General features: G+C 72.7%; 10 protein-coding genes and 2 pseudogenes. 9 read left to right on the forward strand and 3 right to left on the reverse strand.

The genetic code is table 11. The features are described 5' to 3' along the window. Positions 1-8: 8 nt before the first annotated feature. The 4 genes and pseudogenes from ACWC1K_RS06970 to ACWC1K_RS06985 form a co-directional block, all read left to right on the forward strand. Positions 9-407, forward strand: a pseudogene (locus ACWC1K_RS06970) (ATP-binding cassette domain-containing protein); the annotation flags it as partial. A gap of 99 nt (positions 408-506) precedes the next feature. Next, positions 507-2663 carry a germacradienol/geosmin synthase Cyc2 gene (cyc2, locus tag ACWC1K_RS06975; protein ID WP_450829209.1) on the forward strand — a complete coding sequence of 719 codons (2157 nt, stop codon included), beginning with the start codon at positions 507-509 and terminating at the stop codon, positions 2661-2663. Positions 2664-2764: 101 nt separating this feature from the next. Further along, complete coding sequence (phsA, locus tag ACWC1K_RS06980) at positions 2765-4639, forward strand: O-aminophenol oxidase PhsA (RefSeq protein ID WP_450829210.1); 1875 nt, start codon at positions 2765-2767, stop codon at positions 4637-4639. 83 nt (positions 4640-4722) lie between these two features. After that, positions 4723-5292 (forward strand): PDZ domain-containing protein, encoded by a 570-nt coding sequence (locus ACWC1K_RS06985; RefSeq protein WP_450829211.1) that lies wholly within the window; start codon positions 4723-4725, stop codon positions 5290-5292. Here ACWC1K_RS06985 and ACWC1K_RS06990 read toward each other — a convergent pair. Continuing rightward, positions 5285-5470, reverse strand: a pseudogene (locus ACWC1K_RS06990) (phosphodiesterase); the annotation flags it as partial. The gene ACWC1K_RS06985 and the pseudogene ACWC1K_RS06990 overlap by 8 nt on opposite strands. Positions 5471-6042: 572 nt before the next feature. On the opposite strand from ACWC1K_RS06990, the gene ACWC1K_RS06995 reads away from it, so the two are divergent. Then, a complete protein-coding gene (locus ACWC1K_RS06995) occupies positions 6043-7170 on the forward strand; it encodes a M24 family metallopeptidase (protein ID WP_450829340.1) in 1128 nt (375 codons plus the stop codon). A 47-nt stretch (positions 7171-7217) separates the two neighbouring features. After that, the gene (locus tag ACWC1K_RS07000) at positions 7218-8165 is read left to right on the forward strand and encodes an aminoglycoside phosphotransferase family protein (protein ID WP_450829212.1); all 948 of its coding nucleotides are present in this window, start codon (positions 7218-7220) and stop codon (positions 8163-8165) included. 94 nt (positions 8166-8259) lie between these two features. On the opposite strand, the gene treZ is transcribed toward ACWC1K_RS07000, so the two are convergent. Further along, a complete protein-coding gene (gene treZ / locus ACWC1K_RS07005; RefSeq protein ID WP_450829213.1) occupies positions 8260-10005 on the reverse strand; it encodes a malto-oligosyltrehalose trehalohydrolase in 1746 nt (581 codons plus the stop codon). A 175-nt stretch (positions 10006-10180) separates the two neighbouring features. On the opposite strand from treZ, the gene ACWC1K_RS07010 reads away from it, so the two are divergent. The 3 genes from ACWC1K_RS07010 to ACWC1K_RS07020 all read left to right on the forward strand — a co-directional run bounded on the left by ACWC1K_RS07010 (position 10181) and on the right by ACWC1K_RS07020 (position 12673). Beyond that, positions 10181-10732 carry an FHA domain-containing protein gene (locus tag ACWC1K_RS07010; protein ID WP_450829214.1) on the forward strand — a complete coding sequence of 184 codons (552 nt, stop codon included), beginning with the start codon at positions 10181-10183 and terminating at the stop codon, positions 10730-10732. A gap of 160 nt (positions 10733-10892) precedes the next feature. Continuing rightward, entirely contained in the window at positions 10893-12257 is a 1365-nt protein-coding gene (locus ACWC1K_RS07015; RefSeq protein WP_450829215.1) for a M14 family zinc carboxypeptidase, read from the forward strand. Beyond that, on the forward strand, positions 12254-12673 hold the full coding sequence (locus ACWC1K_RS07020; RefSeq protein WP_351467508.1) for an SSI family serine proteinase inhibitor: 420 nt from the start codon (positions 12254-12256) through the stop codon (positions 12671-12673). The genes ACWC1K_RS07015 and ACWC1K_RS07020 overlap by 4 nt, the downstream gene beginning before the upstream one ends. A 43-nt stretch (positions 12674-12716) precedes the next feature. Here the strand turns inward: ACWC1K_RS07020 and ACWC1K_RS07025 are convergent, their stop codons facing one another. Then, positions 12717-13967 (reverse strand): M14 family zinc carboxypeptidase, encoded by a 1251-nt coding sequence (locus ACWC1K_RS07025; RefSeq protein WP_450829216.1) that lies wholly within the window; start codon positions 13965-13967, stop codon positions 12717-12719. Positions 13968-14053: the final 86 nt, after the last annotated feature.

Here is a 14053-nt window from a genome sequence, read left to right on the forward strand (position 1 = left end):
GGGGATTGCGGACGGGAATCGGCGCCGGCCGCCGTCACCCCTGGCAGCTGTCGGGCGGCATGCAGCAACGGGTCGCCATCGCCCGCGCCCTGGTCTGCCGCCCCTCCCTGCTGCTCATGGACGAACCCTTCGGCTCCCTGGACGCCCAGACCCGCGAGGACCTGGAGGACCTTCTGCTGGAGGTCCACCGCACCGAGGGCACGACCATCGTGTTCGTCACCCACGACATCGACGAGAGCGTCTACGTCGGCGACCGCGTCGTCGTCCTCTCCCCGGCCCCCGCCTCCCACATCGTCCTCGACCTGCCCGTCGAACTCCCCGGGAAGCGCGACCAGATCGCCACCCGGGGCCTGCCCGAGTTCGTGGCGCTGCGGGCGGAGGTGGGGCGGGCGGTGCGGGGATCCTAGGACCGCCGCCTGTTCCCGGTTCGCCCCCGATTCACGCGATGGTGTGATCATGTCCCGGCCGGCGGATGGCGCCGGAGAGGCACGGGTAGGGCCCCGGCCATGACGCAGCAGCCCTTCGAACTCCCGCACTTCTACATGCCGTATCCCGCGCGGCTGAACCCGCATGTCGACGAGGCGCGGGCCCATTCGACCGAGTGGGCACGGGGGATGGGCATGCTGGAGGGGTCCGGGATCTGGGAGCAGTCCGACCTCGACGCGCACGACTACGGACTCCTCTGCGCCTACACCCACCCCGAGTGCGACGGCCCCGCCCTCTCCCTGATCACCGACTGGTACGTGTGGGTCTTCTTCTTCGACGACCACTTCCTGGAGACCTTCAAGCGCAGCCAGGACCGCGTCGGCGGCAAGGCCTACCTGGACCGGCTGCCCTTGTTCATGCCCCTCGACCTCGCCACACCCGTACCGGAGCCGCAGAACCCGGTCGAGGCCGGGCTCGCCGACCTGTGGGCACGCACCGTGCCGTCGATGTCGGTGGACTGGCGCCGCCGCTTCGCCGTGGCGACCGAGCACCTCCTCAACGAGTCCCTGTGGGAGCTGTCCAACATCAACGAGGGGCGGATCGCCAACCCGGTCGAGTACATCGAGATGCGCCGCAAGGTGGGCGGCGCCCCCTGGTCGGCGGGGCTCGTGGAGTACGCGACCGCCGAAGTCCCGGCCTCCGTGGCGGAGTCGAGGCCGCTCAGGGTGCTGATGGAGACGTTCTCCGACGCCGTCCACCTGCGCAACGACCTGTTCTCCTACCAGCGCGAGGTCGAGGACGAGGGCGAGAACAGCAACGGCGTGCTCGTCCTGGAGACCTTCTTCGGCTGCACCACCCAGGAGGCCGCCGACACCGTCAACGACGTCCTCACCTCCCGCCTCCACCAGTTCGAGCACACCGCCCTCACCGAAGTGCCCGCACTGGCCCTGGACAAGGGCCTCACCCCGCACGAGGTCGCCGCCGTCGCCAAGTACGCGCAGGGCCTGCAGGACTGGCAGTCCGGCGGCCACGAATGGCACATGCGCTCCAGCCGCTACATGAACGCCCGCGCGCAGACCACGCAGCCGTGGCACGGCCTGACCGGCCCCGGCACCTCCGCCGCCGATGTCGGTGCCCTGCTCGCGGCGGCCGGCGCCGAGCGCCTGCGGGCCTACACGCATGTGCCGTACCAGAAGGTCGGCCCGTCCCTGCTGCCCGACTTCCACATGCCCTTCGAGGTCGAACTCAGCCCCCACCTGGACGGAGCCCGGCAGCGCCTCACCGGCTGGATGCACGCCATGGGCATGCTCCAGGAGGGCGTCTGGGACGAGGACAGACTGGCCGCCGCCGACCTCCCGCTGTGCTCCGCGGGCCTCGACCCCGATGCGACACCCGAGGCCCTCGACCTCAGCTCGCAGTGGCTCGCCTGGGGCACGTACGGCGACGACTACTACCCGCTCGTCCACGGCCACCGCCGTGACCTGGCCGCCGCCCGGCTGACCACCCGGCGCCTGTCGGACTGCATGCCCGTCGACGGCGAGGAGGTCCCCGCCCCGCTCAACGGCATGGAGCGCGGCCTCATCGACCTCTGGGCGCGCACCACGGCGCAGATGACCCCCGAGCAGCGGCGCACCCTCAAGGACTCGGTGAACGTCATGACCGAGAGCTGGGTGTGGGAGCTGTCCAACCAGTTGCAGAACCGCATCCCGGACCCGGTCGACTACCTGGAGATGCGCCGCGCCACCTTCGGCTCCGACCTCACCCTGAGCATGTGCCGGATGGGCCACGGCCCCGCGGTCCCGCCCGAGGTCCACCGCAGCGGCCCCGTCCGCGCCCTGGAGAACGCCGCCATCGACTACGGGTGCCTCATCAACGACGTCTTCTCGTACCAGAAGGAGATCGAGTACGAGGGCGAGATCCACAACGCGATCCTCGTCGTGCAGAACTTCTTCGGCATCGACTACCCCACCGCGCTCTCCGTCGTCCACGACCTGATGACCCAGCGCATGCGGCAGTTCGAACACGTCGCCGCACACGAACTACCCGTCGTCTACGACGACTTCGGCCTCTCCGACGAGGGGCGCGCGGCGATGGACGGCTATGTGAAGGACCTCCAGAACTGGATGGCGGGCATCCTCAACTGGCACCGCAACGTGGACCGTTACAAGCCGGAGCATCTGGCGCGCCGCACCCACGGCTTCCTTCCGGACCGGCCTGCCGTCATGACCGCACAATAAACTTTTTCGTGCGGAACGTGACATTCAGGGAACTTGGGCGAGGCGTCGGGAGTCTTCTGAGGCAAGGGGAACAGACCACAGAACACGGGGGTGTTCGAGCCTTGACCGACATCATCGAGAGGATCACCGAGGGCGGCACGGGGGAGACGGCGCCGGCTCCGGACGAACTGGCGCCGTACGTCACGCCGTTACCCGTCCCGCCCGTCGTGCGTCCCGGATCCGGTGACGTCCTGCGGGAGACGGAGATCGCCCTGCGCCCGACCTGGGTCCGGTTGCACCCGCAGCTTCCGCCGACCCTGATGTGGGGGTACGACGGGCAGGTGCCGGGCCCGACCGTCGAGGTGCGCCGCGGACAGCGTGTCCGCATCGCCTGGACCAACCGCATTCCCAAGGGCAGCGAATACCCGGTCACCTCGGTGGAGGTGCCGGTCCGCGCCCCCGGCACCCCGCCGCCCACCACCGAGCCCGGCCGGGAGGGCGTCGAGCCGAACAAGGACGTCGCCGCCCTGCCCGCCTGGTCGGTGACACACCTGCACGGAGCCCAGACGGGCGGCGGCAACGACGGCTGGGCGGACAACGCTGTCGGGTACGGCGACGCCCAGCTCTCGGAGTATCCGAACGAGCACCAGGCGGTGCAGTGGTGGTACCACGACCACGCCATGAACATCACCCGGTGGAACGTGCACACGGGCCTGTACGGCACCTACCTCGTCCGTGACGACGAGGAGGACGCGCTCGGGCTGCCCTCCGGGGACAGGGAGATCCCGCTGCTGCTCGCCGACCGGAACCTCGACACGGACGAGGACGGCCGGCTCAACGGGCGGCTGCTGCACAAGACGGTGATCGTCCAGCAGCAGAACCCGGAGACGGGCAAACCGGTCTCCATCCCGTTCACCGGCCCGTACACGACGGTCAACGGCCGCATCTGGCCGTACGCCGAGGTCGACGACGCCTGGTACCGCTTCCGGCTCGTCAACGCGTCCAACGCGCGCATCTACAGCCTCGTCCTCGTCGACGAGGACGACAACCCGGTGCCGGGCGTCGTCCACCAGATCGGCAGCGACGGCGGACTGCTGCCCCGCCCTGTCCCGGTCGACTTCGACGACGCGCTGCCCACGCTGACCGCCGCACCGGCCGAGCGCTTCGACCTGCTCGTCGACTTCCGCGGCCTCGCGGGCAAGAAGCTGCGCCTGGTCAACAAGGGCCGCGGACAGGCACCGGGCGTGCCCGACCCGGTGAACGACGTGCGCTACCCGGCGGTCCTGGAGTTCCGGGTGGGCGAGGGCGGCTGCACGGACACCTTCGAACTGCCCGAGGTGCTCTCCGGCTCCTTCCGCCGGCTCACCCACGACACCCCGCACGGCCACCGTCTGATCGTGCTCACCCCGCCCGCCACCAAGGGCGCCGGCGGACACCCGGAGATCTGGGAGATGGCCGAGGTCACCGACCCCGGCGACATCCAGGTCCCCACCGACGGCATCATCCAGCTCAAGGGCCCGGACGGCACGACGAAGACGTACCGGCGCACATCGCGGACGTTCAACGACGGCCTCGGATTCACCATCGCCGAGGGCTCCTACGAGCAGTGGAGCTTCCTGAACCTCGCGCCGATCGTCCACCCGATGCACATCCACCTGGCCGACTTCCAGCTGCTGGGCCGGGACGCGTACGACGTCTCGGGCTTCGACCCGTCGGTGGGCGGCACGCGGGCCCCGATCGCGTTCGACGCGGGCACGCGGATTCCGCTGGCGCCCAACGAACGCGGCTACAAGGACGTCTTCCGGGTGCCGGGCGGTCAGATACTGCGTGTCATGGGCAGGTTCGACGGGGCGTACGGCCGGTTCATGTACCACTGCCACCTTCTGGAGCACGAGGACATGGGCATGATGCGGCCCTTCGTCGTGATGCCCGAGGAGGCGATGAAGTTCGACCACGGCGGCGCGCACGGCGGTCACGGCGAGGGCCGCACGGGCTGAGTGCCGCGGGCCGTCGCAGTCTCACTCGTTCGTGGCTCGTCGGGCGCCGGGGCTCCGGGTAGAGGTCCAGCCGGAGGCGATCCATGGAACAGACTGCGTTGCGTCCCAAGCCGATGCCCGGTGGGGAGTCCGGCGGCGGCACCGAGCCCCGCCCCGCCCGGCGCCCGCACGCCGCGCGCCGGCGCGGCCGCAGGCTCAGGGCCGCACTGTTCGGCCTGCTCGTCGGAACGGTCCTGGTGCTGTCCGGGGTCGGTCTCGGGACGGTCGGCGCCACGGTGATCGGCATGAGCAAAATCGCCGACCTGCAACGCCAGGCGCAGGGCACCCCGTCGGCCGGGGCGCACCCCGGCCCGTCGTCCCCGCCGGCGTCTGCGTCCCCGGCGCCCGCCGCCGCGACCCTCGGCCTGGAGGCCGTGGACGCGTACAGGGCGGGCGCCCTGGTCGTCGGCGTCCACGTGCCCGGCCCGGGCTATGCGGCGGGCCTCGTCCGGGGCGACGTACTCCTCGCGTTCGGCAGGACCCGCATCGACTCGGCCGCCGACCTCGCACGAGCCGTCGCCCGGGCCCGCCCGGGCGTCGGCATCACGCTGACGGTCCGTCACCGCAGCGGCGGCTACCAGCAGTTGACGGCGGTGCCCGGCGTCGTCACGTGACGCCCCGGAAGCGAGCGGTGAGCCGTCCGTCGCCCTCCCGGGGCAGCCACAGCGTCCACGTCACGCCAAGACCCACCATCACCGACCGTCCGGCGGACACGCTCGCGGCAGGTGTGTGCGCATGACCGGTGATCAGCCCCGCGATCTCCGGCCGCCGCTCCAGCAGTGCGGCGAGCCGGCCGTACGCCGCCCCGGATCGTCCACCCATGGTGGGAGGACATTCGCACCCTGATCGCCGCCTCACCCGGCCCCAGCACCGAGCAGTCGCTGCGCAGCCGCCGCTCCGGCGTCCTGACCGTGCTCGGCAACGAGACCGGTGGTCTCGGCATCCAGGCGCTGCGGCAGGCGCGGCGCACCGACCGGGTCCCGGACGGCCGGGAGGGCGCCGAGAAGAGCGGCTGGGCCGCCTGCCGCGGCGGGCTGCTGCTCAACCTCGCGAACCTTGAGGCGGTGGGGGAGGCGGGACTCGCCGCACTCCGGGCGGTCTGCGAGGCCGGCTGCTACGGCCTGTACGTGTGGGTCCTCGCCCGGGTGCGGGCCGTCCTGTCCCGCGCCGGGGTGCGCCGCCGCCTGGAGCAGGTCTCCGGGGGCGTGCTGCTGCTCCTCGGCGTCCGCCTCGCCCTGGAGAGCCGACGCCATGGCCGACGCGGCCTCCGAAAGACCCGCAGACCGGTCGCGCCGCCCCCGCGGTACGGGCAGGATGCTGCCCGTAGTCCCTTGTGGTCCCTTCACCCGCCCAGGGAGGCCCGGATGACCGGCAGTACGCGCGCGCCCTTCACCGCCGACGACTACCGGGACCGGATGGACCGCGCCGCGCGGGCCGCCGCCGACGCTGGTCTCGCCGGGCTGCTGGTGGCACCCGGGCCCGACCTGGTGTGGCTGACCGGCTATGCGCCCACCGCGGTCACCGAACGGCTCACCCTGCTGGTCCTCGTCCAGGGACGCACCCCCGTCCTGGTCGTCCCCACCCTGGAGGCCCCGGACGCCGCACAGGCCGCCGGCGCCCCCGCCCTGGCCCTGCGCGACTGGACCGACGGCAAGGACCCCTACGCCGCGACCGCCGCCCTGCTGGCCGGCACCGGCCGCTTCGGCATCAGTGACAACGCCTGGGCGATGCACCTCCTCGGACTGCAGCGCGCGCTGCCCGGCACCGACTACGCGTCCCTCACCGACGCCCTTCCGATGCTCCGCGCCGTCAAGGACCCGGCGGAACTGGAACTGATGGCGGCCGCGGGAGCGGCCGCGGACGCGGCGTTCGAGGAGATCCGCAAGGTTCCCTTCGCCGGCCGCAGGGAGTCCGACGTCGGAGCGGACCTCGCCGACCTGCTGCGGCGGTTCGGCCACTCGCAGGTCGACTTCACCATCGTCGCCTCCGGCCCGAACGGCGCCAACCCGCACCACGAGGTCGGCGAGCGCGTCATCGAACGCGGCGACATGGTCGTCCTCGACTTCGGCGGACTCAAGAACGGCTACGGCTCCGACACCTCCCGCACCGTCCACGTCGGCGAGCCCACCGAGGAGGAGCGCCGGGTGCACGACCTGGTGCGCGAGGCCCAGGAGGCGGGCTTCCGGGCGGTCAGGCCCGGCGTGGCCTGCCAGGAGGTCGACCGCGCCGCCCGCGAGGTCATCGCGGAGGCCGGGTACGGCGAGTACTTCATCCACCGCACCGGGCACGGCATCGGCGTCACCACGCACGAGCCGCCGTACATGATCGAGGGCGAATGGCAGCCGCTCGTGCCCGGCATGTGCTTCTCCGTCGAGCCCGGGATCTATCTGCCCGGCCGCTTCGGCGTGCGCATCGAGGACATCGTCACGGTCACCGAGGACGGCGGCCGTCGCCTCAACAACACCGACCGCGAGATGGTCATAGTGGACTGAACGACCCCAGGAGCCCCAGCACACCTTCGAGTGACAACGGCGCGACCATGACCCAGGCACCGACACCCACCGCGGACACCGTCCGCCGGCTGGTCAGTTCACTGATCAAGGACGGCACGACAAGGGGGGCCGGCGGACCCGAGGTGCGGCCCGTCGCCGAGGGCGGCGAGCACTCCACCTGGTGGGTCGGCACCCGCCATGTGCTGCGGCTCGCCCCGGACCGCGAGGCCGCCCTGCGCCAGCGCCGCGAACTGCGCCTGCGCGACCTCGTACGCCCGCACCTGCCGGTCGCCGTCCCGACCAGCGTGGCGCACGGCGAGTGGGCGCCCGGGCTGACGTACACGCTCGACACCAAGGTGCCCGGCGGGACGGCGGAGCAGCACGACGTGTCCGCCGTCGGTGAGGCCGATCTCGCGGGGCTGCTCACCGGGCTGCGCGAGGTGCCCGCACGGCAGGCCGAGACGCTCGGCGTCCCGCGCACCGCCCCGCGCTCCCTGGAGGCGCTGCGCCGGGCCGCCGGGCGCGCCGCCGAACGCCTCGCCGCGGCCGACGAGTTCGATCCCGCCCGCCTGAACCAGCTCACCCCGCAGGCCGCCGTCCAGCTCGCCGCGCAGCCCGGCACCGCCGTTCTCGTCCACCACGACCTCAAGGGCGAGCACCTCGTGGTCAGCGCCGACGGCCGGGTGCGCGGCATCCTCGACTGGACCGACGCGGCCGTCGGCGACCCCGCCGAGGACATCGCCGGCCTCGCGATCGCGGTCGGCTCACCCGCCGCCGTCCGCGCCGCCACACTCGCCGGCTACGCCGCCCGCCCCTGCCTCCGCGGCCTCTGGCTGGCCCGCTGCGACACCGTCGTACGCCTCGCCGGACACCTCCAGGGCCAGGACACCGGCCCCCTGCCCCTCCTCAGGCTCCAGCTCCGACGCGCCTGGGAGGCGATCCTCCTGGAGAGGGTGACGGAGTTCCGGGACGAGGACGCGGACGAGGAGGTCTAGGCGACCCCGGCGAAGTCCGGTGCGGTGGCCACGACGGACCCGCGGACGACAGACGGCCGAGCGCGGCACAGCCCGCGGAGCGCCCGGCAGCCCGTCACGCCTGCAGCAGCACCACGGCCGACTCCCCGGGGACATGCAGCACCCCGTCCGCACCCGGCGGCTCGACGGGCTCCCATGCGGCGAGTACCTCCGCGTGGCGGGGGCCCAGGGGGATCGCCGCCGGCTCCTTGGCGAGGTTCACGGCGACGCGGACGTCCCCGCGGCGGAAGGCCAGCCAGCGCTCCTGCTCGTCGTACGCCACCTTGGTGTCCGCGAGGTCGGGATCGGTCAGATCGGCCTGCTCGTGCCGCAGGGCGATGAGCCTGCGGTACCAGTCCAGCACGCGCGCGTGGGACTCGTCCGCGAGCTCCGCCCAGTCGAGACAGGAGCGGTCGCGGGTCGCCGGGTCCTGCGGATCCGGGACGTCCTCCTCGGCCCAGCCGTGCGCCGCGAACTCCCGCCGCCTGCCCCGCCGTACGGCCTCCGCGAGCTCCGGATCGGTGTGGTCGGTGAAGAACTGCCACGGCGTACCGGCCGCCCACTCCTCGCCCATGAACAGCATCGGGGTGAAGGGCGCGGTGAGCGTGAGGGCGGCCGCGCAGGCGAGCAGACCGGGGGAGAGGAGCGCCGAAAGACGGTCGCCCTGGGCGCGGTTGCCCACCTGGTCGTGGGTCTGGCTGTAGCCCAGCAGCCGGTGCCCGGCCACCCGCGTGCTGTCGAGGGGGCGCCCGTGGTGCCGGCCGCGGAAGCTGGAGTACGTGCCGTCGTGGAAGTAGCCGCGGGTCAGGGTCCGGGCCACCGCGGCGAGCGGAGCGCGGGCGAAATCCGCGTAGTAGCCCTGGGACTCGCCGGTCAGCGCGGTGTGGAGGGCGTGATGGAAGTCGTCGTTCCACTGCGCCTGCAGCCCGAGCCCGCCCTGTGTCCGGGGCGTGATGAGCCGCGGGTCGTTGAGGTCGGACTCGGCGATCAGGAACAGCGGCCGGCCCAGGTCGGCCGCGAGGGTGTCCACGGCCGTCGACAGCTCCTCGAGGAAGTGGCACGCGCGCGTGTCCGCCAGCGCGTGCACCGCGTCCAGGCGCAGTCCGTCGATCCGGTAGTCGCGCAGCCACGCCAGCGCGCTGCCCAGCAGGAACGCCCGCACCTCGTCCGAGCCGGGGGCGTCCAGGTTGACCGCGGAACCCCAGGGCGTGTGGTGCGTGTCCGTGAAGTACGGCCCGAACGCGGGCAGGTAGTTGCCCGACGGGCCCAGATGATTGTGTACGACGTCCAGGACGACGCCCAGGCCGAGTGCGTGAGCCCGGTCGACGAACCGTTTCAGCGCCTCGGGGCCGCCGTACGGCTCGTGCACGGCCCACAGCGAGACGCCCTCGTAACCCCAGCCGTGCCGGCCCGGGAAGGGGCACAGCGGCATCAACTCGACGTGGGTGACGCCCAGTTCGACCAGATGCCCGAGCCGCTCTGCGGCCGCGTCCAGGGTGCCTTCACGGGTGTACGTGCCCACATGGAGCTCGTACAGGACCGCGCCCGGCAGCGGGCGCCCGGCCCACTCGGTGCGCCAGTCGTACCGGTCGTGCTCGACGACCGCGCTCAGCCCGTCCGGGCCGTCCGGCTGCCGGCGCGAACGCGGGTCGGGCAGCACGGGGCCGTCGTCCACCGCGAACCCGTACCGCGAGCCGTCCCGCGCCTCCGCCTCCGTCCGCCACCAGCCCTCCCGGTCCGGATCACGCTCCAACGCGCGCGTGGCGCCGTCGCACTGGAGTCTCACTCGGCCGGCCTGCGGTGCCCACACCTCGAACTGCACGGACGGTTCCCCTTCGTCTGCTCACCGTGATGTAGCCCGTCCATGGTGCTTCAAACGAGATCAATCCGCTTTTGAATCACCCCTTTTACGGTGGGTGTCGTCAGGTACGCGCGCGCGTGGCGGCCGTTTTCTGGTTTTCTGGACACCCGGGGTTCACTGACCGACAATCACCAACGTGACGTCGTCTTTCGAGTTCAACACGTACCCCGCGCGGCTGTCCGACGCGGAGCGCGACAAGGCGCTGAAGGTGCTGCGTGACGGCGTCGCCATGGGTCGGCTCTCGCACGACACGTTCATCCGCCGCATGGAGCTGGCCCTCACCGCCCGCCGCTCGGAGGAACTCGCCGCACTCACAGCCGACCTCCCCCAGGAAAGCCGCGTCGCGCGCCTGGTGTTCGGCACGGTGGAGGCGGTCTCCGGCTTCACCGTACGGCTGCGCAGGGCCTGGCAGGCCGAGCGCCTCCCCAAGCTGCTGCTGCCCCACCCGGCGGGCGGCCACCCGCTGCGCATCGGCCGGGATCCGGCCAACGGACTGCGCCTCACGCATGAAACCGTGTCCCGGGTGCACGCGGAACTCAGCCGCCAGGGCGGCATGTGGGTGCTGCGCGACCTCGGCTCGACCAACGGCACGACGGTGAACGGCCGGCGGGTCATCGGGGCCGCCGTCGTCCGCGAGGGCGATCAGGTGGGCTTCGGGCGGATGGCGTTCCGGCTCGCCGTCGACTGAGGCGCGACTGAGTCACGCCTTAGCTTTGGCCTGAGCATGACACCCCGTTGACGTGGGGTGATGGCGCAAATCGCTTTCCCCTCCATGGTGTTGACGTAACCCTCAAGTCGTGACTGACTGTGCGTACGCCATGCACATCAGGTGAACCGACGGCGCCACATTGTGGAGGTGTGCCCTGCCGCCCCTCCTCCGCTACCCGACCGTCGACGAGCTCGGCGCGCGGGCGGCAGCACTCGTATCCCGCCGTCCGGGCGACGCCCGTCTGCGCCGCGTCGGCACCTCGCGCGCGGGCACCCCCGTGTGGCTGCTTTCCGTCGGTCACGGCAGTCGTCAGGCCCTCGTCGTGGCAGGACCCCACGCCAACGAACCCGTCGGCGGTGCCACCGTGCTGCGCCTGGCCGAACGGGCGCTCGCCGACCCCAGATTCACGGAGGGCGCCGACGCCACCTGGAACCTGCTGCTGAGCCTCGACCCCGACGGCCTGCGCCGCAACGAGGGCTGGCTGGCGGGCCCGTACACCCTGGGCCGGTACTTCCGTAACTTCTTCCGGCCCGGCTTCCTGGAACAGCCCGAATGGCTGCCCGACGGCGCGGCGGGCGCCGCCCTGCCGGAGACCCGCACCCTGCTCGACCTCCAGGACGAACTGCGGCCCTTCCTGCAGTGCTCGCTGCACGGCGTCGACGTGGGCGGCGGCTTCGTGGAGCTCACCCACGACCTGCCGGGCCTCGCGGGACGCGTCGCGCGCACCGCCGCACGCCTCGGCATCCCGCGCGAGCTCGGTCCCTACGACACCCTGTACTGGCCGAACCTCGGGCCCGCCGTCTACCGCATCCCACCTCCCCGCATCGGGGACCTGGCCGCGGCCATCACCGAGGCGGCCGTCGAGTCCACCTGGTTCCACCCCTACCGGCACGGCACGGTCACCGCCGTCGTCGAGGCGCCCATGTGGGGCGTGGCGGCCGTCGAGGACGGCGCTCCGCCCGCCGACGCGGCCGCCGTGCTGCGCACCGTCAGCCACACCCTGCGCCACGACACCCGGCTCCTGGAGGTGCTCCTCGCGCGGCTGCGGCCCCATCTCGCAGGTATGCCGGACGCGGCCCGCCTGCTCGCCCCGGTGGACGACTATTTACTGGTCTGCCCCGGGCTCGCCGACGCATGGGACCCCGACGTCGCCGACGGGGCCCGCCCCCTCCCGCCGCTCAGCACCGCCCACCTCGTCGCCCTGCGCATCGCCGGACGAAGGCTGGCGCTGCGCACGGCGGGGCTGCTGCACCAGCTCGTGACCCGCGCCGGCCGCGACCCGGCCGGTGTGCTGCCGGACCTGGACCGTCTCATCGACGACTGGTGCGCCGACTACCGCGAGGGCATGGGGGCACGCTGGATCCCGGTCGCGCGCCAGGTGGAGTACCAGTCGCGCGTGGTGCTCGCGGCGTTCGAGCTCGCCCTGCGGGAGGCGCCCGCGTGCTCCCGTTCGGGTGAGTCGGGGTGGGGTTCCCAGGCCGCCGTGCCGATGCATCGGGAATGACGATCAGCACCACAGTGAAAGCGGTACGGGGCTCGCTGCTGGCGGCCGCCCTCCTCGCCGGCGGCGCGGCCCCGGCCCAGGCGGCGTCCCCGGGTTTCCCGCCGACCGACTGGCTCTACCTCACGGTCACCAAGGGCGACGCCCGGTCCCCGCACACACGCGACACCCTGCTGCTGTGCGACCCGCCCCAGGGGCACGCGCGAGCGGCCGACGCGTGTTCGGAGCTGGCGGCGGCGGACGGCGACATCGCCCGCATCCCGTCGAAGAAGAACATCTTCTGCCCGATGATCTACGCGCCGGTGACCGTCCACGCGCGCGGGGAGTGGAGCGGCCGGCGGGTCGAGTACACCCAGACCTTCTCCAGCGCCTGCGTCATGGCCGGCCGCACCGGATCGGTGTTCGCGCTGGACGCCTGACGGCGGCACCGCCGCGGGCCTGCCGCGCGCGTGCCGGTCCCCGTCAGGCCGCCCGGTCGCGCGCGTGCAGCGCCGCCAGGAGGACCGTCCGGGACTGGTGCTCGACCTGGTGCTCCAAAGGCACCCAGCGGGCGCGGAAGCGCTCCGCGAAGGAGTCGCTCCAGGTCGCCACCAGCCGTTCCAGGCCCGGTGCCGCCCGGTCGTCCGCCTCCTGCAGCACGCGCAGCAGCATGGCCGCCGCCCGCAGCGGCAGGCGGCGGCCGAACGCGTCCACACTGCCGACGTACGCCATCGTGTTGTCGGCGGGCGGTGTGTGCGCCCAGTCCGCGGCCAGGCCAGGGACCAGCTCCAGCGCCCACTTGGCGGCCCGCAGCAGCGGACCGTCGAGGCCCTCAAGACGCGGCAGCGCCTCGGCGAGCACCCGCTCCACCTCCAGCGCGTCCCGCAGCAGCCGGCGCGCCAGCCGGCGCATCGCCGCGGCCGGAGCGGGATGCGGAGCCGGGTCGTCCACCAGGTCGCTGGCCCACATCGGCACCTCGACCACCGCCGTCAGACCGCCGTGGCGGTGGGTGGCGTACCAGGTGCTGTGGCGTGCGTCGTCCGGCATGCTCGGATACGCGGCGCCCGCACCGGGGGAGGGCATCACATGCACCCCGGGGCCGGACGCGGCCCAGCCCGCGGCGTCCGAGGCGCCCGTCTCCACCGGGATGTGCAGCTCGGCCGCGGACTTGGCGAAGGGCTCGGCGAGACCCGGGATGTCCTTGGTCAGCTGGACCCAGCTGCCGCCCAGGTCGGTCCCGTGCAGGGTCGCCTGGAGGTAGGGGCGCAGCTCGTCGATGACCCGGGTCAGGGCGCGGGTCTCGGGCGGCAGCCGGTGCGGCGGCAGCACCGACGGCGACCACTCCGGCTGCTCCTCGGCCGCCGGCCGGAAGAACCCCAGGTGGTAGTCGAAGAGGCTGCGCGGCGCCGGGGTGCGGTGCAGGCTCGCCCCGTCGGGGTCGGCGCACAGCAGGAAGTGCCAGGAGGTGTCCGCACGCAACTGCCGCTCGGACACCACCCGTTCGGCGAGCGCGAGCAGGGTGGAGCCGCCGGTCGGCTCGTTGGCGTGGGCCCCCGCGACGACGAGCACGGCACGCCGGGCATGGCCCACGGACAGCAGGTGCAGGGGTCTGCCCGCCCGGGATGCGCCGACCTGCCTCAGGGTGCACAGGCCGGGTCTGTGAGCGACCAACGCGCCTGCGGACGCGATGAGTTGAGTCAGGGTGGGGTAGCGCAGCTGCGGCAGGAGACTCACCCCCGTCACGTCCGCCCGGCTTCGCAATCCGCAGTACCCCATGCTCAAGGTGAAGTGTCAATAACGCCTGGGGGGAGGCTCCAGGG

Source organism: Streptomyces sp. NPDC001492 (assembly GCF_053597275.1).